General features: G+C 69.5%; 26 protein-coding genes. 12 read left to right on the forward strand and 14 right to left on the reverse strand.

The genetic code is table 11. The annotated features are described in order from the left end of the window. The first annotated feature begins 158 nt into the window (after positions 1–158). Positions 159–638, forward strand: coding sequence for a 2-isopropylmalate synthase (locus HUN07_RS24930; RefSeq protein WP_174913767.1), 480 nt, complete (start codon positions 159–161; stop codon positions 636–638). Between the two features lie 81 nt (positions 639–719). After that, entirely contained in the window at positions 720–1,337 is a 618-nt protein-coding gene (locus HUN07_RS24935) for a lipocalin family protein (protein ID WP_114723899.1), read from the forward strand. A 3-nt stretch (positions 1,338–1,340) separates the two neighbouring features. Here the strand turns inward: HUN07_RS24935 and HUN07_RS24940 are convergent, their stop codons facing one another. Genes HUN07_RS24940 through HUN07_RS24950 form a run of 3 tightly spaced genes read right to left on the reverse strand, consistent with a single transcriptional unit; the run spans position 1,341 to position 3,965 of the window. Continuing rightward, a complete protein-coding gene (locus HUN07_RS24940) occupies positions 1,341–1,823 on the reverse strand; it encodes a MarR family winged helix-turn-helix transcriptional regulator (RefSeq protein ID WP_174913770.1) in 483 nt (160 codons plus the stop codon). Beyond that, complete coding sequence (locus HUN07_RS24945; protein WP_174913773.1) at positions 1,820–2,431, reverse strand: DJ-1/PfpI family protein; 612 nt, start codon at positions 2,429–2,431, stop codon at positions 1,820–1,822. The genes HUN07_RS24940 and HUN07_RS24945 overlap by 4 nt, the downstream gene beginning before the upstream one ends. 52 nt (positions 2,432–2,483) lie before the next feature. Further along, a complete protein-coding gene (locus tag HUN07_RS24950; protein ID WP_174913776.1) occupies positions 2,484–3,965 on the reverse strand; it encodes an SDR family oxidoreductase in 1,482 nt (493 codons plus the stop codon). A 24-nt stretch (positions 3,966–3,989) separates the two neighbouring features. Here HUN07_RS24950 and HUN07_RS24955 point away from each other — a divergent pair, with 24 nt between their 5' ends. Then, on the forward strand, positions 3,990–4,652 hold the full coding sequence (locus tag HUN07_RS24955; RefSeq protein ID WP_174913779.1) for an alpha/beta hydrolase family protein: 663 nt from the start codon (positions 3,990–3,992) through the stop codon (positions 4,650–4,652). Between the two features lie 57 nt (positions 4,653–4,709). Here the strand turns inward: HUN07_RS24955 and HUN07_RS24960 are convergent, their stop codons facing one another. Then, positions 4,710–5,543: a mycofactocin-coupled SDR family oxidoreductase gene (locus HUN07_RS24960; protein WP_174913782.1), complete on the reverse strand. Its 834-nt coding sequence runs from the start codon at positions 5,541–5,543 to the stop codon at positions 4,710–4,712. 184 nt (positions 5,544–5,727) lie between these two features. Between HUN07_RS24960 and HUN07_RS24965 the strand changes: the two genes are divergently transcribed. Then, positions 5,728–6,906, forward strand: a complete 1,179-nt coding sequence (locus tag HUN07_RS24965) for a baeRF11 domain-containing protein (RefSeq protein ID WP_114723905.1) — start codon at positions 5,728–5,730, stop codon at positions 6,904–6,906. Positions 6,907–7,280: 374 nt separating this feature from the next. On the opposite strand, the gene HUN07_RS24970 is transcribed toward HUN07_RS24965, so the two are convergent. Beyond that, on the reverse strand, positions 7,281–8,027 hold the full coding sequence (locus tag HUN07_RS24970; RefSeq protein WP_174913785.1) for a Clp protease N-terminal domain-containing protein: 747 nt from the start codon (positions 8,025–8,027) through the stop codon (positions 7,281–7,283). A 123-nt stretch (positions 8,028–8,150) separates the two neighbouring features. On the opposite strand from HUN07_RS24970, the gene HUN07_RS24975 reads away from it, so the two are divergent. Continuing rightward, entirely contained in the window at positions 8,151–9,026 is an 876-nt protein-coding gene (locus tag HUN07_RS24975) for an LLM class flavin-dependent oxidoreductase (protein ID WP_174913788.1), read from the forward strand. An 8-nt stretch (positions 9,027–9,034) separates the two neighbouring features. Here HUN07_RS24975 and HUN07_RS24980 read toward each other — a convergent pair whose 3' ends face one another. From HUN07_RS24980 to HUN07_RS25005, 6 genes are all read right to left on the reverse strand, one after another. After that, positions 9,035–10,021, reverse strand: a complete 987-nt coding sequence (locus HUN07_RS24980; RefSeq protein WP_174913790.1) for a glycine betaine ABC transporter substrate-binding protein — start codon at positions 10,019–10,021, stop codon at positions 9,035–9,037. Position 10,022: 1 nt separating this feature from the next. Then, positions 10,023–10,781: an ABC transporter permease gene (locus tag HUN07_RS24985; RefSeq protein ID WP_114723909.1), complete on the reverse strand. Its 759-nt coding sequence runs from the start codon at positions 10,779–10,781 to the stop codon at positions 10,023–10,025. After that, complete coding sequence (locus HUN07_RS24990) at positions 10,778–11,995, reverse strand: ATP-binding cassette domain-containing protein (protein ID WP_174913793.1); 1,218 nt, start codon at positions 11,993–11,995, stop codon at positions 10,778–10,780. Before HUN07_RS24990 ends, HUN07_RS24985 begins: the two co-directional genes overlap by 4 nt. Next, positions 11,988–12,644 carry an ABC transporter permease gene (locus HUN07_RS24995; RefSeq protein WP_114723965.1) on the reverse strand — a complete coding sequence of 219 codons (657 nt, stop codon included), beginning with the start codon at positions 12,642–12,644 and terminating at the stop codon, positions 11,988–11,990. The genes HUN07_RS24990 and HUN07_RS24995 overlap by 8 nt, the downstream gene beginning before the upstream one ends. A gap of 145 nt (positions 12,645–12,789) precedes the next feature. Beyond that, positions 12,790–13,194, reverse strand: coding sequence for an RNHCP domain-containing protein (locus HUN07_RS25000; RefSeq protein WP_174913795.1), 405 nt, complete (start codon positions 13,192–13,194; stop codon positions 12,790–12,792). 17 nt (positions 13,195–13,211) lie between these two features. Continuing rightward, positions 13,212–13,562 (reverse strand): RNHCP domain-containing protein, encoded by a 351-nt coding sequence (locus tag HUN07_RS25005; RefSeq protein ID WP_114723912.1) that lies wholly within the window; start codon positions 13,560–13,562, stop codon positions 13,212–13,214. 227 nt (positions 13,563–13,789) lie between these two features. Here HUN07_RS25005 and HUN07_RS25010 point away from each other — a divergent pair, with 227 nt between their 5' ends. Further along, positions 13,790–14,236 (forward strand): hypothetical protein, encoded by a 447-nt coding sequence (locus HUN07_RS25010; RefSeq protein WP_174913798.1) that lies wholly within the window; start codon positions 13,790–13,792, stop codon positions 14,234–14,236. Positions 14,237–14,271: 35 nt separating this feature from the next. Beyond that, on the forward strand, positions 14,272–14,508 hold the full coding sequence (locus HUN07_RS25015) for a lipopolysaccharide assembly protein LapA domain-containing protein (RefSeq protein ID WP_114723913.1): 237 nt from the start codon (positions 14,272–14,274) through the stop codon (positions 14,506–14,508). 45 nt (positions 14,509–14,553) lie between these two features. Here HUN07_RS25015 and HUN07_RS25020 read toward each other — a convergent pair whose 3' ends face one another. Both HUN07_RS25020 and HUN07_RS25025 read right to left on the reverse strand, forming a co-directional pair. After that, the gene (locus HUN07_RS25020) at positions 14,554–15,375 is read right to left on the reverse strand and encodes a DUF4261 domain-containing protein (protein ID WP_174913801.1); all 822 of its coding nucleotides are present in this window, start codon (positions 15,373–15,375) and stop codon (positions 14,554–14,556) included. Between the two features lie 102 nt (positions 15,376–15,477). Continuing rightward, positions 15,478–16,071 carry a TetR/AcrR family transcriptional regulator gene (locus HUN07_RS25025; protein ID WP_254622673.1) on the reverse strand — a complete coding sequence of 198 codons (594 nt, stop codon included), beginning with the start codon at positions 16,069–16,071 and terminating at the stop codon, positions 15,478–15,480. 98 nt (positions 16,072–16,169) lie between these two features. Between HUN07_RS25025 and HUN07_RS25030 the strand changes: the two genes are divergently transcribed. The 5 genes from HUN07_RS25030 (at position 16,170) to HUN07_RS25050 (ending at position 20,728) form a co-directional block, all read left to right on the forward strand. Continuing rightward, on the forward strand, positions 16,170–16,988 hold the full coding sequence (locus HUN07_RS25030; protein ID WP_114723915.1) for an enoyl-CoA hydratase/isomerase family protein: 819 nt from the start codon (positions 16,170–16,172) through the stop codon (positions 16,986–16,988). Further along, positions 16,985–17,755, forward strand: coding sequence for an SDR family NAD(P)-dependent oxidoreductase (locus HUN07_RS25035; protein WP_174913804.1), 771 nt, complete (start codon positions 16,985–16,987; stop codon positions 17,753–17,755). Before HUN07_RS25030 ends, HUN07_RS25035 begins: the two co-directional genes overlap by 4 nt. A 114-nt stretch (positions 17,756–17,869) precedes the next feature. Next, complete coding sequence (locus tag HUN07_RS25040; protein ID WP_174913807.1) at positions 17,870–18,658, forward strand: SDR family NAD(P)-dependent oxidoreductase; 789 nt, start codon at positions 17,870–17,872, stop codon at positions 18,656–18,658. A 46-nt stretch (positions 18,659–18,704) separates the two neighbouring features. Beyond that, positions 18,705–20,006 carry an MFS transporter gene (locus HUN07_RS25045; protein WP_441346788.1) on the forward strand — a complete coding sequence of 434 codons (1,302 nt, stop codon included), beginning with the start codon at positions 18,705–18,707 and terminating at the stop codon, positions 20,004–20,006. Positions 20,007–20,092: 86 nt separating this feature from the next. Then, positions 20,093–20,728, forward strand: a complete 636-nt coding sequence (locus HUN07_RS25050) for a maleylpyruvate isomerase family mycothiol-dependent enzyme (RefSeq protein WP_174913813.1) — start codon at positions 20,093–20,095, stop codon at positions 20,726–20,728. 50 nt (positions 20,729–20,778) lie between these two features. Here HUN07_RS25050 and HUN07_RS25055 read toward each other — a convergent pair whose 3' ends face one another. Continuing rightward, a complete protein-coding gene (locus HUN07_RS25055; RefSeq protein WP_114723919.1) occupies positions 20,779–21,708 on the reverse strand; it encodes an NADP-dependent oxidoreductase in 930 nt (309 codons plus the stop codon). Positions 21,709–21,750: the final 42 nt, after the last annotated feature.

Genomic DNA, 21,750 nt, shown 5'->3' on the forward strand with positions numbered 1-21,750 from the left:
CGTGTATCCGCGAGTCGCGCTTAGACTCCTCGGTCATGCAGCGCATTCAGGTAGTAGTTCACCGCCGTAGCGGGGTCTGATTCGGACCGACCCCTCGCTGCGGGTCGTTGAGCTATCTACTTGTCGGTCCTTCCTTCACTTCAGGAAGACCCCCGAAAATGCGCACCTCCCAGGCTTTCGCCACCACCACCGCTTCGTTCTCCGACGATCCGTTCTCGCTCCGCTTCGGCCTCCCGCTGCCGCGCGACATGCGCGCCCAGGCACAGGGTCTGACCTGGGCCGAGTTCACCGAGCGCTTCAGCCCCACCGGCGGCCCCGTCCGCCTGGGCAGCTGGACGTCGGAGCACCTCGGCGCCGGTCGGCACACCTTCACCGCCACCCTCGGGCTCGGCGACACCATCTCGTCGGCGTCCGCGACGGCCACCGGCCCCATCGCGGCGCTGACGTCGATGCTCTACGACGCCGGTTTCCAGCTCGAGATCCTCTCGTTCCACCAGCACCGCACGTCGGCGGGCACCGCGACGTTCCTCCTGTGCGAGCACGAGGGCGAGCGCCGCTGGGCGATGTCCATCGCCGACGACTGCAACTCGTCGGCGCGGGAAGCGATCATCGCCGGCGCCAACCTGCTGCACCGCTGAGAAAGTGATCATCCGGACCGATCCGGGGTGGGAGGCGGCTCCGAATACCGGGTGACCGCCTCCCCCTCGGAAAGGACCGCCATGCGCGCCACCAGGAAAGTCACCGCCGGATTGTTCGCCGCTGCCGCCGCGGCACTGCTCGTCAGTGCGCCCGCCGCGGCCCAGCCCACCGGATCGGCCGACCTGTGGCAGCCGCTCGCCCCGATCCCGTCGTTGGACGTCGCCCGCTACGCCGGCACCTGGTACCAGCTCGCGGCGGTGCCGCAACCGTTCAACCTGGACTGCGCGCGCGACACCCGCGCCACCTACGGCGTGATCGACGCGTCCAACGTCAGCGTGAACAACACGTGCACCACGTGGACCGGCGGGACCAACGGCATCGTGGGCAACGCCCGCGTCAACGACCCGGCCACCAACGCGCAACTGCACGTGAGCTTCCCGTCGGTGCCGTTCCAGAACTCGGCCGACGGCCCCACCAACTACGTCGTCACGTACATCGCCGACGACTACTCGTGGGCCCTGGTCGGCGACCCCATGCGCGTCTCCGGGTTCGTGCTCTCCCGCACCCCCGCCGTGAGCGCAGAGGGCTGGCAGCAGATCCGCAGCGTCGTCGAGTCCCGCGGCTACAACTCGTGCCTGCTGCTCACCTCGCCCACCACCGGCGGACGCTCCGACATCGCCCCGCTGTGCACCGTGTGATGCTCAACGATCGGTGACTGCCCCCGAACCGGCCTCGTCCTCGTCGGCCAGTTGATCGAGCACGGCCGACAGCCGACGGATCGAGGCGAGCGCGTCGGCCAGCTCGTCCCGGCCCATGGCCCGCGCCAGTCGGGCGGCGAACGCGGCGTGAGCGGGGCCGATCCCCGACACCGCCCGACGCCCCTCCGGCGTGGGCGTGACGAGCTTGGCACGGCGGTGCGCGGGGTTCGGCTGGTACTCGGCCAGACCCCGGGTGACCAGCAGATCGGCGATGCGCTGCACGCTCTGCCGGGTGATGCCCATCTGGCGGGCGATGTCGGCGACCGACAGCGGCTGCGTCAGGACGGCGCCGAGCACCTGCCACCACGCGGCGGTGAGACCCACCGGGCGGGCCAGCCCCTCCGCCACCTCGAGGAACTGGCCGTTGAGCCGGAACGAGCCGAGCGCGAGACCGCTCAGCAGATCCTGGTCGTCCCGTGCACTCATTCCGCCATCAGTTCGTAGAAGCCCGCGGGATCGCGGTCCCCGTAGAGCTTGAACCACGACGCCAGCACACCCGGCGCGAACACGTCGAGCCGTTCGAGGATCTCGCGGGCGAAGTGGACCGGCGCGTTGGCCGCGCCCGTGATGAGGTCGCGATCGGTGACGGCCGGCTCGTCGCGGTACAGGTGCCCGCCCGCATACCCGACCGAGTTCAGGAACTCGGCCGCGTTGCTCGTGTGCGCGCGGTCGTCGAGCAGTCCGGCCATCGCCAGCCCACCCGTCGCACCGCAGATCGCGGCCACCGGCACCCCCGCGGCGAGGAAATCGCGAGCCTTCGCCGCGAACGGCGAGAACTGTTCGGTGTTCCAGATGTCGTTGCCCGCCAGGATGAGCATCGCGCTGTCCTGCGGCCTGACCACGTCCAGCGTGGTGTCCGGGACGACGCGCATTCCGCCCATCGTCACGATCGGGCTCGCGGTGGCGCCGACCGTGGCCACGGTGAATCGGCCCGGCTCCCGGTGCCACATCGGCTTGTTGATGTGATCGATCGCCAGACCGATCTCCCAATCGACGAAGGTGTCGTACACGGCGACATGCACTGTTTCAGTCATGACAGGAGGCTGTCACTTTGACAGCATTCTGTCAATACCCACCGGGCCGCACTCAACCGGTCGCGGCGTACTCCCGCGCCGCGGCGCCGGTGATGTTGGTGAGCATGCCCTTGAAGATGATCCCGTGGAACGGCAGGATCGAGTACCAGTAGAGCCGTCCCGCAAGACCTTTCGGGAAGAAGATGGCGCGCTGCTCGAGCCGGGAGCGGTGCGGGCCGTCCGGGTGCACTCGCCATTCCAGCCAGGCACCGCCCGGCGTCCGCATCTCCGCGCGCAACCGCAGCAGCGAGCCGCGGTCGATCTGCTCGACGCGCCAGAAGTCCAGGGGGTCACCGGTGTTCAGGCGGCGGGCGTCGCGTCGCCCGCGGGTGAGCCCGACCCCGCCGACGAGCCGGTCCAGCCAGCCGCGGATCACCCACGCGAGCGGGAACGAGTACCAGCCGTTCTCGCCGCCGATGCTCTCGAGCACCCGCCACAACGTGTCTGCGTCCGCGTCGCAGCCGGCGCCGCGCTCGTCGGTGTACACCGCCTCCCCCGCCCAGTTCGGGTCGGACGGAAGCGGATCCGACGGCGCACCCACCGGCGACGCGCTGGCCCAGTTGGTCTCCACCTCGCCGCTCCGTATACGGCGCAGCGCCAGCCGGACGGCCTGCCGGTACGGCGTCAGCCCCTCCTTCGGCGGCGGGATCACGTCGTCGATGTCGCGGTTCGCGGCGACGGCGTCGTTGTGGAGCGACTCGATGAGCGCCCGCCCCAGCGAACTCGGGATGGGCGTCACCAGCCCGATCCACAGTCCCGCCAGCCGCGGGGTGAGCACCGGCAGCACCAGGACGCGGCGACGCCGCAGCCCCGCCACGTCGGCGTACACCTTCATCATGTCGCCGTACGTCAGGACGTCGGGGCCACCGATGTCGAAGGTGCGACTGCCCGGCAGCGGGGCCTCGGCCGCCGCCACCAGGTAGTAGAGGACGTCGCGCACCGCGATCGGCTGGATCCGGTTGTTCACCCACCGGGGCGTGGTCATCACCGGCAGCCGATTCGTCAGGTGCCGGATCATCTCGAACGATGCCGATCCGGACCCGATGACGACCCCGGCCTGCAGCACCATCGTCGGGATCCCGGAGTCCACGAGGATGCGGCCGACCTGCGCGCGCGAGCGCATGTGCGGCGAGAGTTCGGTGCCCTCGGGGTGCAGTCCCCCGAGGTAGACGATGCGGCGGACGCCGCTCGCCTTCGCCGCGGCCGCCAGGTTGGACGCCCCGATCCGTTCGGTCTCCACGAACTCCGTCGACGTCCCCATCGAGTGGACGAGGAAGTACACGACGTCCATGTCGGCGGTGGCCGCCGTCAGCGAGTCCGGATCGCCCAGATCGCCGCGGACGATCTCGACCTGCTTCGCCCACGGCACGTCCCGCAGTTTCTCCGGGGACCGCACCAGCACCCGCACGTCGTACCCGGCCGCGAGCAGGCGCGGGGCGAGACGGCCACCGATGTACCCGGTGGCCCCGGTGACCAGCACCCGTGGTCGCTGCACCGTTCCACGATAACCTCGATGTTCATGAGCGCGCTCGACGAACCGGTCCTCCTCGACACCGACGGGGTGTACGGCTACCTGCACCGCCCCGCAGGCGACGCGGTCGGCAAGCTGGTCCTCGCCCACGGTGCCGGCGGCGACTGCGAGGCAAAACTGTTGCAGGCCATGGCGGCCGGATTCGCGGAGCGCGGCCTGCTGGTGCTGCGGTACAACCTCCCGTTCCGGCAGCGGCAGCCGTCGGGCCCGCCCAACCGGGCGCGCGCGGCCGCCGACCGCGACGGCATCGTCGCGGCCGCCGACGCGATCCGCGCACTCGCCGACGGCCCGATGATCCTGGCCGGACACTCGTACGGCGGCCGCCAGTCCACGATGCTGGCCGCGGAACGCCCCGAGGTCGCGGACGGGCTTGTGCTGCTGTCGTATCCGCTGCACTCACCGGGCAAACCGGAGAAGCAGCGCACCGAACACCTGCCGCAACTGCGCACGCCGTCGCTGTTCGTGCACGGCGACCGGGACCCGTTCGGCACCCCCGACGAGGTGCGCGCCGCCCTGGAACTGATCCCCGCCGAGCACCCCCTGCTGTTGATCGAGGGCGGCCGGCACGGGCTCGACCCCGACCGCGCCGACGTGGTGGCACGGACCGTCACCGCCGCCACCGAACTGTTCGCGCTGCCCGCCGTGCGCTGACGCCGGAGCCGTTGTCCCACATCGTCTATCGGTACCCGATCCCCGACGAGCGGGAGGTCAGGGCATCAGCGCCGAGCTGCCCGCACTGACGTCGAGCGACGTGCCGGTGACGTACCGCGCCTGTTCCGAGACCAGGTACAGCACCGCGTGCGCGATGTCCTCCGGCGCCACCCACGGCACGCGCATCGGGGTGATACCGGCGTACCGGGACTCGACGGTCTCCCGCGTCGGATTCTCGACATCCGGGGCGAACAGCCCGTAGAAGGCCTCGTTGTGAACCATCGGGGTGTCGACCGAGCCCGGACAGACGGCGTTGACGGTGATCCCGTATCGGGCGAGTTCGAGCGCGAGCGTCTTCACGAGGCCGATCACGCCCCACTTCGCGGACACGTAGTGGGCGAGGTTCGGGATGCCGGCGCGCCCGCCCATCGACGACGTCGCGACGATGCGTCCGTAACCCCGTTCGATCATGTGCGGGGCCACCGCACGCAGCGTCTTGAACACGCCGGTGAGGTTGGTGTCGACGACGGCGTCCCACATGTCGTCCGTCAGGTCCCACGTCTTCGCGAACGCGCACACACCGGCGTTCGCGACGCAGATGTCGATCTTGCCGAACTCCGCGATCGCGGTCGCGACGGCCGCGTCCACCGCCGCGCGCTCGCGCACGTCCACGACTGCGGTTCGGCAGCGCACGCCGTGCTGCTCCACCAGCCGCCGCGTCTCGTCGAGGTCCGCGACGGCGGCCAGCGGGTACGGCACCGTCGCGACGTCGGCGCAGATGTCGATGCCGAAAACGTCCGCGCCCTCCGCGGCGAGCGCGAGAGCGTGCGCGCGGCCCTGGCCCCGCGCGGCGCCGGTCACGAATGCGGTCCGCCCTTCGAGTTGCCCCATATCTCCTCCAAGTCTCTACTGCCCCAGATCATTACCGATAGGACGCCCGTCCGGTCCAGAGTCTCTTCCACGGAGCGGGCAACGGGCCCTTTCCAGAGCGGGAACCGCGCCGTCCGCAAAGCACTGCCGCGACGTGACCGCGCTGGGTAGTCTGAAAAGCGACCAACTACCGGGAGGTCGAGGAATGCTCTACAGCGATATTCCGAGTCATGCCGAGGTTCGCCGGCTCGCCGGGGTGGAGGGCCACACCTGCATCTCGATCTACACGCCCACCGAGGACGACATCCAAGAGCCGGGCAAGAGTCGTATCGAGTTCACGAACCAGGTCAAGTCCGCGCTCGAGCAAGTCGAAGACCACAAGGAACGGGTGGCATTCGAGCAAGCATTCGACGACCTGATCGAGGACGAGGCTTTCTGGTGGTATCAGGCGCGGACGCTCGTCGTGCTCGCCACGACGGACAGGGTGCGGCGCTACCGACTGCCCAACCGACTCGGAGCGTGTGCCATCGTCAGCGACCGCTTCTACATCAAGCCGCTGCTGCGGACGGTGACCTTCCCGCAGACCGCGTTCGTACTGGCCCTCGCCGAGGGATCCGTCCGATTGATCGAGGTCACGGCCGATCAGCCGCCGGCAAAGATCGACGTGCCGGGTCTGCCCAAGGACGCTGCGAGCTACGCCGGCGTGCCGTCACTCGGCAGGACGACCGGCGGCCGCGTGCACGGTCGGGGAGGATCCGCCGGGGGTGCCGGGAGCGGGCGGGCGGCGCCCGACCGCGCGCCGGGGCGGGTGCAGGGCGAAGAGGGACGAAAGCTGCGCGTGCGCGAGTACGCCCGCGCGATCGACCACGAACTGCGCAGCGTGCTGACGGGACGGGACACTCCCCTGATCCTGGCCGCCGCCGAACCGACGGCCTCGATCTACCGTTCGGTGAACAATTACCACCAGCTGCTCGACGAGGGCATTCAGGGCAATCCGGAAGAAATGAGCGACGAGCAGATCGCCCGGACCACTCGCACGGTCCTCGACGGTCACTACGCCCAGCAACTCGCGGACACCCGCAAACAGTTCGACGACCTGCGCTCGAAGGGCCGGGCCCAGGTCGAGATCTCCGACGTGGCCCGCTCCGCGACGTTCGGCCGAATCGAGACGCTGCTGGTCGACATCGAGGGCATCGTCCCCGGCACGATCGACCCGGACAGCGGAACCGTCGAACTGGCCGAGCTGAACGGCAACCACGAGTACGGCGTGGTGGACGAGATCGCCCGGCGGGCACTGCTCACGGGCGCGAAGGTCCTCGCCGTCCGCTCGGGCGACGTGCCCGACGAGGTACCTGCGGCCGCGATCCTGCGGTTCGCGCAGTGAGCGACGGAACCCACTGCACCGGAACCGATCCGCGGCGTGGGGCTAGGACCCCCCCGATCCGAAGGAGCCACCCGAGCCCGTAGCGAGCGCGTCGGGTACGTACAGGGCGAACCCGATGGGCGGGGTTCCGTACCCGTACTCGGCACCGGTGTGGGTCCACGTCCCGGGAAGGCGGCTTGTCCCGTGTCCTCGAAGATCGGGACGTTCGCGTCGAACGCCGCTTGCAGCGTGGCCAGCGTCGGCGGCAGTGCCGCCCCCTGCCCACTCGACAGCGCCGACCCGGACGCCGCCGATGTCTGCGCCAGGGCCGGCGCGGCACCCGCGACCGCTGCACCGTTACCGGGCACCCCGTACCGAGCCCCGATGGCGCCGCGTCACGCCCCCGCGTCGTCGCGTGCCGCGAGGAACTGGGACAGGGTCGCGACGATGAATGCGTCGGCCGCCGCCTTGTCCACTCCCAATTCGGCGAGCACGCCGGCGCCGTCCTCGAGTTCGAGCAGCGCGAGGAGCAGGTGCTCGGTGCCGATGTAGTTGTGCCCCAGCCGCAGTGCCTCCCGGAACGTGAGTTCGAGGGCCTTGCGCGCGCCGGCGTCGAAGGGAATGAGCTCGGGCAACTCGTCGACGCCCTCCGGCAGGACCGCGGTGGCTGCCTGCCGAACGGATTCGGGAGTAAAGCCCTGGGCGGCGAGCACTTTCACCGCGATCGCCTCGGGGTCCGCCAGCAGGCCGAGCACCAGGTGCTCCGGGGTGATCTGGTCGTTGCCCGCGGCCCGCGCCTCGTTCTGCGCCGCCATGACGACGTTGCGGGCGCGGGGGGTGTACCTGCTGAAGCCCTGACTGGCATCGAGGTCGGCGGGCTCCTCGGGGCCCTTCGGCACGAACCGCTTCTGCGCGGCCTGCTTGGTCACCCCCATGCTGCGGCCGATGTCGGTCCAGGACGCGCCCGAGCGTCGGGCCTGGTCCACGAAGTGGCCGATCAGGTGGTCGGCCACCTCGTCGAGGTGCTCGGCGGCGAGGACCGCGTCGGTCAGCTGTTCGAGTGCATCGGTGTGCACCTTCTTGATGGCTTCGATGAGATCGTCGAGCCGCACGGGGTTCGACATGCGCGTCGGATCAGTCATACGACAACCGTAGGTTGACGATTGCGTGTCGTCAACCCCGGGTTGTCGATTCTTTCGGTGCTCGGACCAGCGCCTCGGCACCTATCGTGAGAAGAGGATCGTCACCAGACGAAGGAGCCTGCTGTGCCCGACTACGGCCACACCATCCGATTCGGCTACTTTCTCGTCCCCGATGCCCACGCTCCGCGAGCGGCACTCGACACCGCCGCCGTGCTGGACGAAGCCGGCTTCGACCTCGTCGGCATCCAGGACCACCCATATCAGAAGAGTTTCCTCGATGCGTGGACCCTGTTGTCCGCCATTGCCGCTCGCACCGAGAAGCTCGCGGTGTTCCCGGACGTCGCCAGCCTGCCGCTGCGCCCGCCCGCGGTGCTCGCGAAGGCCGCCGCGAGCCTCGATCTCCTCAGCGACGGCCGCGTCGAACTCGGACTCGGCGCCGGCGCCTTCTGGGACGCGATCGCGGCGATGGGCGGCGAGCGACGCTCGCCCGGGGAGTCGGTGCAGGCCCTCCGGGAGGCGGTATCGGTGATCCGTCTGATGTGGAGCGGCGAGCGATCGATCCGGTTCGACGGCGAGTTCTACTCCGTGAACGGCGTCCACCCCGGGCCCGTTCCCGCGCACCCGATCGGCATCTGGATCGGCGGCTACAAGCCGCGCATGCTCCGCCTGATCGGGGAGATGGGCGACGGCTGGCTGCCGTCGCTCGGCTACATCGACGCCGACGGGATCGCCTCGGCCAGTGCGGCGATCGACGACGCGGCCACCGCCGCGGGCCGCGACCCGTCGCGCATCCGACGCGTCCTCAACATCGGCGACGGAATCGACGTCCGGGACGTCGAGAACCTCCCCCGCGCACTGTCCTCGCTCGCGCTCGATCACGGCTTCGACACGTTCGTCCTCAGCGGGCCCACCGACGAGCCGTCCCTGCGGTACCTGGCGGGTGAGGTGTTCCCACGCGTGCGCGAACTGGTGGACCAGGGCCGTTCCGGAGCCCGCTGACAGACGGGTCAGTCCTCCGCCGTCACGAACCCCTGGTCCACCAGCCACTGCCGGGCCACGGCCGCCGGATCCTTGCCGTCGACGTCCACCTGACGATTGAGTTCGGTGATCGCCTCGTTGGTGAGCACCGCCGAGATCGGCGCCATCACCTCGGCCACCTCCGGGTACTGCTCGGCGAAGTCCGCCCGCATCGTCAGCGCCGGGTTGTACTTCGGGAAGAACTGCCGGTCGTCCTCGAGCACCACGAGGTCGAGGGCCGCGATTCGGCCGTCGGTGGTGAACACCTCGCCGAACTTGCACTGGCTGCCGTCGGCGGTGGCCTGATAGATGATGCCGGTCTGCAGGATGCGCTTCTCCGCGCGGGCCGGATCGAACCCGTACGCCGCCGCCATACCGGGGAAGCCGTCCTGACGGACGTTGAACTCGGTCTCGACGCACGTCGCCGCCGCGGCCGGATCGCGTTGCACCAGAGCGGCGTAGTCCGACAGCGTGCGCACGCCGGTCTGCTCCGCCGTGGCCCTACTGGTGGCCAGCGCGTAGGTGTTGTTCATCGGCGCCGGGTCGGTCCACACCATGCCGTTGCGCGCGAGGTCCTCGTCCCGGACGGCCTCGAACTGCGCCTGCGAATCCGGGATCGGCTGCTCGTGACCGAGGTAGTTGATCCACCCGGTGCCGGTGTACTCGTAGCTCACGTCGATCTGCCCGGCCAACTGCGCGTCACGGGTGCTGTTGGACCCCTGGATGTTCGTGAGGTCGCGGACATCGGCACCGGCGGCGGACAGCGCGAACTCGATCATGTAGCCGAGAATGATCTGCTCGGTGAAGTCCTTGGAGCCGACCGTGATCCGGGCACCGTCGAGCTCGGGCACCGGCTGGATGCTCGCCGGGCCGACCTTCAGCGGCAGGGCGCCACCGGATTCCAGGCCGCACGACGCGAGCAGGGTGGTGGCGAGCACCACCGCGGTACCGGCCAGGACGCGTCGAATCACCGTCATGTCAGCGCAGCCCCTTCGGCCCGAGGTACGTCTCGGCGAGGGCACCGAGCCAGTCGACCAGCAGCGCCAGCGCGACGGCCAGCACCGCACCGACGACGAGGGTCACGTTGTCGCGCAACTTGTATCCCGTGTCGATGAGGATGCCGAGACCACCCGCGCTCACCAGGAAGCAGAGCGTCGCCGTACCGACGGCGAGGACCAGCGACGTCCGCAGCCCGGCCAGGATGTACGGCACCGCCAACGGGAACTCCACCCGCCGCAGCACCGCGAGCGCCGACATCCCCTGTCCGCGTCCGGCGTCGACGAGGGCCGGGTCCACCTCCTGATAGCCGAGAATCGTGTTCCGCAGCACCGGAAGCAGCGAGTAGAACGCGATGGGCAGCACGCCGATCCAGAACCCCGTCGTCCGCGTCGCGAGGTAGAACAGCACCAGCAGGCCGATCGCCGGGGCGGACGCACCGATGTTGGCGATTCCCACGAATACCGGTGCCAGCTTGGTGAATCCGGGGCGGGTCACGAGGGTACCGAGCGGCACCGCGAGCGCCAGCACGATCAGGACCACCACGACGGTGATGAGCACGTGCTGCCACGTGAGGGTCGCGATGTTGCCGATGCTGATGCTCGCCTGCTGGGTGGCAGTGAGATCGCGGGTGAAGGCCCACCCCAGCACGCCCCCCACCAGCAGGAGCACGAGCAGCGGCTGGACCAGGAGCCTGGCCCGTTCGGCGCGTTGCGCGGCAGCCGGTGTCTGCGTGGTCATTTCGACGAGTCCTCCGCCGCGCCGGCAGTGCTGTTCTGGGCGTCGACATGATCGTCGGCGTGTTCCTCGCGCATCTCCTGCAGCGCCTGCACCAGGGTGTCGATCGTGATGAGCCCGACGAACTCGCCGCGCCGGCCGGTGACCGCCGCCGACGCGCTGCTCTGCACCAGCAGCGCCTCGAGCGCGTCCTGCAGCGTCGACTGCACCGACACCAGCTCGCCCACCGGTTCGCCGATGTCCTGCAACGACGCCGCCGACGCGAGCTGCGCCGGGGACACCCATCGCAGCGGTCGGTCGCGGTGGTCCAGGATCAGCCCCCAGTGGGCGTCCTGTTGCGCGAGCGCCCGGCGCAGGTCGGCCACGGAGCCGTCCCGGTACGCGGTGGGACAGTCCGTCATCTCGACGTCCCGGACCCGGGTGAGCGTGAGCTGCTTGAGCGAGGCGTCCGCCCCCACGAACCCGGCGACCATGTCGTTGGCGGGATTCGCCAGGATCGCCTCGGGAGTGTCGTACTGCATGATGTGGGACTGACTGCCCAGCACGGCAATCCGATCGCCGAGCTTGACCGCCTCGTTGAAGTCGTGGGTGACGAACACGATGGTCTTGCCGAGCTCGGACTGCAGGCGCATCAGCTCGTCCTGCAACAGCCCGCGCGTGATCGGATCCACGGCCCCGAACGGCTCGTCCATCAGCAGCACCGGAGGGTCGGCGGCCAGGGCCCGGGCCACCCCGACACGTTGCTGCTGACCGCCGGAGAGCTGGCGCGGGAACCGGTCCCGATAGGTATCGGGATCGAGGCCCACCAGGTCGAGCATCTCGTCGGTGCGCTCGGCGATGCGCTTCCTGTCCCACCCGACCAGGCCCGGGACGGTGGCCACGTTCTTGGCCACCGTGAGATGCGGGAACAGCCCGGCCTGCTGGATCGAGTAGCCGATCCCCCGCCGCAGCCGGTCCGGATCGATCGAATGGGTGTCGCGGCCGGCGATCGTGATGGTGCCCGACGTCGGCTCGATGAGCCGGTTGATCATCCGCATCGTGGTGGTCTTCCCGCAGCCCGACGGCCCCACGAACACGACGATCTCGCCGGCGGGAATGGTCATCGACACCCCGTCGACGGCGGCAACGCCCTGCCCGGGGTACTGCTTGACGACGTCGTCGAGCACGATCTCGACGCCCTTGCCGGTCTGTTCTTCGGCGGGTAGCAGTTCAGTCACGGATCCCCCTGGAGGTGGTGAGGCGCCCGACGAGGACCAACAGTCCGTCGAGAACGAGCGCGAGAATGACGATGAGCACGGTTCCGGTGAGCGCCTGCGGCACCGCGGTGGGGCTGCCGACGCGGGACAACCCGGAGAAGATCAGGTTTCCCAGGCCCGGGCCCTTGGCGTAGGCCGCGATCGCGAGGATGCCCATCAGCATCTGGGTGCTGACCCGGATGCCGGCCAGGATCGACGGCCAGGCCAGCGGCAGTTCGATCCGGCCCAGGACGCGCAACCGGTTCATCCCCACCCCGCGGGCCGCGTCGGTGATCGCGGGATCGACCGACGCGAGGCCGATGATCGTGTTGCGGATGATCGGCAGCAGCGCGTACAGCACCAGAGCCGTCACCGTGGGCGCGACGCCCAGCCCGAGAATCGGGATGAGCAGGCCCAACAGGGCGAACGACGGCAACGTCAGGATCGTGCTCGCCAAACCCGTCGCGACCGCCGACCCGATGGGACTCCGGTAGACGGCAATCCCGATCAGGACCGCGATGATCCCGGCGATGACCACCGACTGGACGACGGCACTGACGTGGAGGTACGAGTCCGTGAGCAGCTGCTGGCGCCGCTCGAACACGAAATCCCACAAGGTCTGGAAATCCAAACCGGGCACTCCCTTCTGCAACGCGGAAGGGCGGAAACGCCCACCCGGACAGTCCGAGCAGGCGTTTCCGTTTCGACGCCGCGCTGCGCTTGCCGTCCACATTGCCCCTATCGGGCGGATTCTGCACGGCAATCGAGTCAGAGCGTCAGCGTTCGTGACCGAAGAGCAGTCCGCTGCGCGCGATCGGACGAACCGCGATCCGTACCAACGCCAGCGAACTGTCGTCCCCGGCCGACCGGTTCGAACCGATCCACCCGCAGCCGGCACAGCGGTGGATGATCACCCATTCGCCACCGTCACGCACGGTGATCGAGATGGGGTCCATCCGGCCCCGACACGACGACGCGCGGTCGCCGGGTACGGTCCGGTCCACGTGCCGACTGCACAGACAGTGCGGACAATGGTTGCGATGAGCGGTGCCGGGCGCGCGCATCGGCACGTCCAGCCCGCACCCGACGCACCGGAACGACGAGCCGCGCCGCGCCGGGCCGTCCCTGTGCACCGGCTTGCCGCGTTGCCGTCGTCCGGCTCCGATGTTCCTGCGTGCCATTCGAACTCCTCCCCGCGCTACAACTGGGCGAGGTGCTCGAGCGGGAACGGCGGCTGCGCCAAGGGTTTCACCGCGATCCGCACCAGCAGCAACTGGTTGTCGTCGCCGGCCACCGGGCTGGCCGACAACCGGTCGCAACCGGTGCAGCGATGGATCAGCATCCAGTCACCGTCGCGGAGCACGGCGATGGCGATCGGGTGGGTCCGCGAACCGCAGCGCTGCTCGGCGGTCGAGCCGTGCTTGCCCGCCAGGCAGTTCGGACAGTGCGTGCGCGGGCCCGCGTCCGGCGTCGCCCGGGACACGGCGAGTCCGCAGCGGATGCAGGTGAAGGTCGAGAGATGTGAAATTGGTGTGCCTCGATGGGACACGCGGATTCTCCTCCGTGAGATCGATTGAACGGCAGCGATTGCCGAGCATGTCGATCCCGCGAGAAGCTCACACCGGACGGAAGACCCGATGTCGTCGTCGGATCACCGGCCTGAGCAGTTCACGGGAGCGTGAAGGTACTCGGCGGTTGTCCGGGGCATAATTCACCACTTTCACCAGCGCAGGGACCGGCCGTGTGCCGGATGTCGTGAACCCTAGGTTCCCGTCGGTGGTGCCGCAATCGAATTATCGCGCTGCGGATGCGGTGTCACCGCACTGCAAGTGCGCCAGCGCTACCCGTGCATCGTCGATAGTCGGCGGACACCTCCGGCGGCACCGGAATCGCGCGGGGCCGGGTGTAGTTGCGGACCCGGCCGCCGTCGGGATCGTCGAAGCGGGCGCCGACCACCACCACCGGGTACGCGGCGACGACGAACCGGTGGCGACACTCGAACGCGAATGGGCCGAGGTCGCCGAACTGTGGCGCACCAGCCTCGAGCAGCGGCGCACGGTCCAGCAGCACCTCATGGAGGCACTCGCCGGCAAGGCCGTCGACGTGGCACTGGTCCTGCTCAGCCCGGAGACCTACACGCGAATGGTCTTCGACAGCGACTGGTCGCCCGAACGGTACGAGCGATGGGTGCACGACACAGTGTCGGCCGCAGCCGGGATCTGATCGGAATTCCGAGGGGCGAGAGTTAGTCTCGGGCGATGACCACCCAGAAGTCCGATTCGATCCTGACCCGCGTATCACCGACCCAGTGGGCCGCGCTCGCGCTCGCCGTCCTCGCGATCATCTTCGTCGCCCAGAATCGGCACGACGTATCGATCTCGCTGTTCTTCATCTCGGTGACGGCGCCGCTGTGGTTGACGCTGCTCGTCATCTTCGCGATCGGGTGGCTCGTGGGGATGCTCACCACGCGGCGGCGCAAGTCGTCGAAGGGCTGACCTCGGACTGCGATCGTCCCGACGCCCGGACAGCACCGTGCGAAGTCAGCGTCGACGGCTGAACCACCCCCGCTTGCGTTTGCTCCGGTCGGCATCGAACTTCAGGCGGAGGACGGTCCGGTCGGGGTCGAAGGCGCTCGGGGAGTGGTCGACGACGATCTCGGCGGCTTCGGTGGTGCCGATCGTGTCGCCGTCGTTGATGACGGGTCCTTGCTCGACAAGGTACGAGGCGATGCTCGTGAGGCGGTCGAAGGTGTCCTCGGCGGACTCGGGGGTCTCCGGGATTTCGACGTCCGGGAGGCCGAGCATGTCGAGACCCCGTGTGTGGCCGGTCATCACGCCGTCCGGGCGCTCACCGATGTTGATCGCGACCCATGCAAGCAACGACGGCTCGGGCAGCGTGTCCAGCATGAGATCGCGGAACAACGCCGGCAGGACGACGTGATCGGCACTGCCGAAGTACACAGCGCGAACGGTGTCGGTGAGCGCGATGATCGACGCAACGACGCGGGACAACAACACGGCGTCCGCGATCGCGTCCTCGTGTCCGTCCCCTCGGCCGAGGACAGTGACAATCGTGTGTGCCGAGTAGTCCGCCGGCGCGGGTACCTCGTTCGGCCACAGGCGGCTGTGCTCGACGATCTCGGCGACGTCGTCACCCGCCGGGGACGGGACCGTCAGCAACGCGATCATCTTGCCGTCCAGGTCGAGACACATCGGCGCATCACGGTCGGCGGACTCGTCCCCGCCGACGGCCAGCCCGGAGAAGTCGACGTCGGGCCAGTCCAGCTGCAGTTGCGCAGCCAGGGCTCCTTCGGTGACATCGGCGTCGAGTCGGTCCTGGAACAGCATCGCGAGCGTGGGCATGACTCCCCCTCAGGCTTGGTCGTGTAGCGCGATCGGTCACCTCGCCGGGTGCTTCCGGTGTCCGGTTCGCGCGTTACACCCTATCGGGCAACCGGACAGGGCCTAGGTTGGGCGCACCCCGTCCAGTACCAGCCGAACCAGGTACTCGACGAGGTCGGCCTCGCTCCACGACGGCCGCGTGAGGATCAGCATCGTGACGGCTCCGCGCAGGGTGTCGAGCACCGCACCGCCGTCCACGTCGGCGCGTACCTCTCCGGAATCGATTGCGCGACGGAACACCTCGACGTACCGGGCCCGTACCGGCTCGATGAACCGGCGTTCGGCGGCCTCCTGCAACGCCGGGTCGGCGACCATGTCTCCGATGAGTCCGGGCAGCCCCCGGCGGTACTGGGGCAGGGCGTGCAGCGCCACCATGTCCCGCACCATGGCGGTGAACGTCTCCGCGAAGGTCGCGTCGGCGGGAACCGCACGCGCCGAGAGCGGTTCGGCACGGAACAGCACCTCCTGCACCAGTGCCGCCTTGGAGCCCCACCACTGGTAGAGCAGCGGCCGCCCGACGCCGGCCCGCCGGGCCACCGCCGCGAGGGTGAGCGCCTCGTAGCCGTCGTCGATCAGCAACTCGGTGGCGGCGGCGAGCACCGCACGATGCCGCTCGCGGTCGCGGGGACGACCCCGCCCCGCACCTGTCTCGCCCACTCGACACTCCTCCACCGGATCTACTGACAAATAATCTTACGTCGTGTAAGGGTAATAGTCGGACACCTCACGTCCGGTCCGAACGAAGCGGAGCCCGAATGCCTTTGATCGACGTTTCCCGGCCCAACCCGGCCGTCACGGTGCTCACCCTCAACCGCCCCGAGCGGCTCAACGCGCTCAGCTACGCCCTCGTCGAGGAACTGCACGCCGCGCTCACCGAGCTCGAGTACGACAACTCGTGCCGCGTCGTGATCCTCACCGGGGCGGGACGCGGCTTCAGCGCCGGCCTGGACCTCAAGGACTCGACGCACGTGGCGCCCACCGCAGCCGGACTCACCGGACCCGCGGCCGGGATGCGCACCCAGGAGTACATCGCCTCGCTGGTCCCCCGTCTGCAACGGCTCCCGCAGACGGTGATCGCGGCGGTCAACGGGCCCGCCTTCGGTGGCGGTCTGGCTCTGGCCGCGGCGTGCGACCTGCGGATCGCCGGGGCGTCGGCGCGCTTCGGGGTGCAGTTCGTCAAGGTCGGAGTCTCCGGCTGCGACATCGGCATCAGCTACACGCTGCCACGGCTGATAGGCGCGGGACGTGCCACCGAACTGATCACCACGGCACGGGAGTTCGACGCCACGGAGGCCGAGCGCATCGGATTCGTCACGCGCATCGCGCCCGACGACGAACTGCTCGACGCGGCCCTCGAACTCGCGCGGACGCTCTGCAACCACAGCCCGTTCGCCCTGTCCATGACCAAGCAGGTCCTCGCCGCGAACTCGTCGGCGGGCAGCGTCGACGCGGCGATCGCACTCGAGAACCGCACCCAGATCCTGGCCGGCACCGGCGGCGAGTTCGCCGAGGCCGCAGCCGCATTCATCGAACGCAGACAGCCCGCCTGGGTGGACACAGGAGACCGACCGTGAATCGCGACAAACTGAATCGCCTCTTCGACCTCACCGGCCGTACCGCCGTCGTCACCGGTGGCACCCGCGGCATCGGGCTCGTCCTCGCCGAGGCCTACGTGGCCGCGGGCGCGAACGTGGTGGTGGCCAGCCGCAAGGCGGAGGCGTGCGCGCGCGCCGTACAGCATCTGAAGGACATGGGCGGCAACGCACTCGGGGTGCCCACCCATCTCGGCGAACTGGACGACCTCTCGACGCTGGTCGATCGTTCGGTCGACACCTTCGGAGGGATCGACATCCTCGTCAACGCGGCCGCGAACCCGCTCACGCAGCCGCTGGGAGCGTTCACGCCCGACGCGTGGACCAAGTCCTACGACGTCAACCTGCGCGGCCCGGTGTTCCTCACCCAGGCCGCACTGCCGCACCTCGAGGCCAGCCCGCACGCGGCCGTCCTCAACGTGATCTCGGTGGGCGCGTTCATGTTCTCGCCGGGCGTCGCGATGTACGCGGGTGCCAAGAGCGCCCTGCTGTCGTTCACCCGGTCGATGGCGGCGGACTTCGCGCCCCGCGGGATCCGGGTCAATGCGCTCGCCCCCGGATCCGTCGACACCGACATGGTCCGCAACAATCCGCCCGAGGCCATCGAGGCGATGCGCACGATATCGCTGCAGAAGCGGATCGCCGAGCCCGACGAGATGGTCGGTCCCGCACTGCTCCTCACGTCCGATGCCGGCAGCTACATCACCGGGCAGGTGATCATCGCGGACGGCGGAACCGTCGTGCACTGACCCGGAGTGTGACCCGTACCACTGAGCGAGAAGCGTCCTTCACATCCCCACCCCGACGCGAGATGGTCTGCCTCGAACCGGACAGTCCGGTTCGAGGCAGACCTCGGAGGACGCATGGCACGGCTCGACGGCAAGATCGCGATCATCACGGGCGCAGCGCAGGGCATGGGCGCCGCGACGGCCCGCCTCTTCGTCGCGGAGGGCGCTCGTGTCGCGCTCGGCGACGTGCTAGAGGACAAGGGCCGCGCGCTGGCCGAGGAACTGGGCGACGCGACGTTCTTCGCGCCCCTCGACGTGAGCAGCGAGGCGTCGTGGACCGCATTCGCCGACCAAACGGTCGAACGATTCGGCGGCCTGGACATTCTGGTCAACAACGCCGGCGTCATGCACTGGTCCCCGATCGAGGACATCGACGTCGCGAAGACCGAGCGCCTGCTGGACATCAACGTCCTCGGAAACCTGCTGGGCGCCAAGACCGTCGTTCCGACGATGAAGCGCGCCGGTCGCGGCGTGATCGTCAACATCTCGTCGGTGGACGGCCTGCGCGGCGTCAACGGGCTCGCCGCCTACACCGCCAGCAAGTGGGCGGTCCGCGGGCTCACGAAGGCGCTCGCCTACGAACTCGGCCCGGCCGGCATCCGGGTGTGCTCGGTGCACCCGGGCGGGGTGGACACCACGCTCGGCAATCCCGGCGGCCTCCGCGGCGACGACCTGCAGAGCAAGTACACCGGTGTGCCGCTGCAGCGCATCGGCGAATCCGAGGACATCGCGCGGGCCACCCTGTTCGTCGCGAGCGACGAGGCGTCGTACATCTCGGGCGCCGAACTGGCCGTCGACGGCGGCTGGTCGGCGGGCACCTACTACCCGGGTCTGCCGGGCACCCCGGCGGCGCTGCTCCCCTGACGTACCGGTGGCCGCCGCCCGCCCGGCGGCGGCCACAATGTACGCCGTGAGTTCCGAGATCGCCCCGCCCGTATCCACCCCGAGCACCACCCCGACCGGGCGCGTACGTCGGATCCACCCGGCCTGGCCCGCGGCCGCCGTCGCCTTCCTGGCGCTGGTGGGCGCCGCCGCATTCCGGGCGGCACCGTCGGTGCTCATCGACCCGCTGCACGACGACTTCGGCTGGTCCCGGGCGAGTATCTCGGCGGCCGTGTCGGTGAACCTGGTGCTGTACGGGCTGACGGCGCCGTTCGCGGCGGCGCTGATGGAGCGGTTCGGCATCCGGAAGGTCGTGACCGCCGCGCTGGCGCTGATCGCGCTCGGCAGCGGCCTGACCGTGTTCATGACCACGACGTGGCAGCTGGTGCTGCTGTGGGGCGTGCTGGTGGGCCTCGGCACCGGATCGATGGCACTCGCCTTCGTGGCAACGGTGACCGACCGCTGGTTCGTCGCACGCCGCGGACTGGTCACCGGCATTCTCACCGCCGGCGGCGCGGCCGGGCAGCTGGTGTTCCTGCCCGTCCTCGCGACGCTGGCCGAGCGCTACGACTGGCAGACGGTGTCGGTGACGGTGTCGTTCGCCGCGCTGGCCGTGGTGCCACTGGTACTGCTGTTCCTGCGCAACCGTCCCGAGGACGTCGGCACCACGCCGTACGGCGCCCCCGCCGACTACGTGCGGCCCGCGACTCCGGACGCACCCGGCGGCGCGGTCGGCCGGGCGCTCGGCGTCCTCCGCTCGGCCGCCCGCACCCGCGTGTTCTGGCTGCTGGCAGGCACGTTCGCGATCTGCGGCGCCAGCACCAACGGACTGGTCGGCACTCATTTCGTCCCGGCCGCGCACGACCACGGCATGCCCGTGACGGCGGCCGCGAGCCTGCTCGCGGTGATCGGCATCTTCGACCTGGTCGGCACCATCGCGTCGGGCTGGTTCACCGACCGCTTCGACGCCCGCAAGCTCCTCGGCATCTACTATCTACTGCGCGGCATCTCACTGATGGTGCTGCCGCTGCTGTTCGCACAGACCGTGCACCCGCCGATGATCGCGTTCATCATCTTCTACGGCCTCGACTGGGTGGCCACCGTGCCGCCCACCGTCGCGCTGTGCCGCAAGCACTTCGGCGCCGACGGCCCCATCGTGTTCGGCTGGGTGCTGGCGTCGCACCAGATCGGCGCCGGACTGGTCGCGTTCCTGGCCGGACTGGTCCGCGACCGCTTCGGCGGCTACGACGCCGCCTTCTTCGTCGCCGGCGGGCTGTGCGCGATCGCGGCGGGGATGGCCCTCGCGATCGCGAAGTCACCGCGACGCTGAGGACGCACCCGCGATGAGTTTCTTCTCCTCCGTCGGTCAGTATCGAGGGGTGCCCCGGGCACGATCGACGAAACGGGAGGTATGCGATGAACGAGACCACCGACGCGAGCATCCAGGCGATGATCGCCGCCGAACGCGGAGAGATGGCGGACCTGCTGGCCGCGCTCCCGGCGGACCTGTGGAATCGCCAGACGCTGTGTGAGGGCTGGCGGGTCCGCGAGGTGATTGCCCACACGACGATGCCGTACCGCTACTCGACGCCACGCATCGTCCTGGGAATCGTCATGGCGGGAGGCAACTTCAACCGCTTCTCCGACCGGGCGGCGCGACGCGACGCCGAGGCACTCGCCTCCGACCGACTCGTCTCGTGTCTGCGGGAGAACGTCCACCACCCGTGGAAGCCCCCGGGCGGCGGGTTCGCCGGCGCGCTGTCCCACGACGTCATCCACGGCCTCGACATCACCGTCGGGCTCGGACTCGACCGGCAGGTGCCGCTCGAGCGGTTGCAACTGGTCCTCGACGGGGTGACGCCGAAGAACCTGAAGTACTTCGGCGTGGACCTCGACGGCGTCGAGCTGCGCGCCACCGACCTGGACTTCACGCTCGGCTCGGGCAGCCCCGTCACCGGATCTGCGCAGGACGTCCTGCTCGCCGTCAGCGGGCGCAAACTGCCGCCCGGTCATCTGCACGGTGTGCAGGCGCACCGATTCACGCGGAGCTGATCGACGCCGCTCGCTGGTGGCCGCCATCCCTTTCCGTGGCACTGTTCGGGTCAGGGCAGGAGCACGAACTTCCCACGCGCATGCGGTTTCCGGAGCGCCCGGTGCGCTTCGGCCGCGTCGACGAGAGCGAACCTGGTTCCGACGGCGACGTCGAGACCACCGTCGCCGGCCATGTCCACCAGCAGCGGGCGGGCTTCACGGCGAATCCTCGCGCTGTTCTCGTTTCCCCCGCCGATCGACAGGAAGCCGTCCTGCTCCGCCCGGCCGAACGCGACGATGGTGACGATCCGGTCCCGCGGGGCTCCCAACGCGAGCGACGCGTCGACAGCCTCGTCGCTACCGACCGTGTCGATCACCGCGTCCACCCCGTCGGGGGCGATCGCGCTGATCCTCTCGGGCAACCCCTCGCCGGGCAGCACCGGCAGCGCCCCCAGGGTGCGGAGGAAGTCGTGGTGCCTCTCCCATGCCACCCCGACTACCACCGCACCCCGTGCGACCGCCAACTGCACGGCCAACTCGCCGACCCCGCCGGCAGCGCCCTGGATGACGACGACATCGCCCTCCCCGACACCGGTCACCGTGAGTGCGTCGATGGCGGTTCCGCCCGCTACGAGCAGGCCCGCCGCCGACTCCCACGACAACGCGTCCGGTTTGGGCAGAACGTCTTCCGCCGGCAGCACCACCTGCTCGGCGTAGGCGCCTTCCCCGGCGTACGCGATCACCTCGTCGCCGACGCGAACCGCGTCGACGTCGTCACCGACCGCGATGACGACGCCGGCGCCTTCGACGCCCGGACGGACGGGCAGTCGCGCTGGGTCATGTCCGAAACTGCCGTTGTAGAGCTTGTAGTCGACCGGATTCACCCCGATCGCCCTCATCTGCACCACCACCTGCCCGGACTCGGGCGGCGGGATGTCCCGATCGACCACTTCGAGGACCTCCGGCCCTCCGTACGCGTTCGCGACCACGGTTTTCGCCATAACCGAAGAACCGTGGCCCCGCGACGCGTTATTCCCCTCGCC

Origin of the sequence: Rhodococcus sp. W8901, assembly GCF_013348805.1 — a bacterium.
GTDB lineage: Bacteria > Actinomycetota > Actinomycetes > Mycobacteriales > Mycobacteriaceae > Prescottella.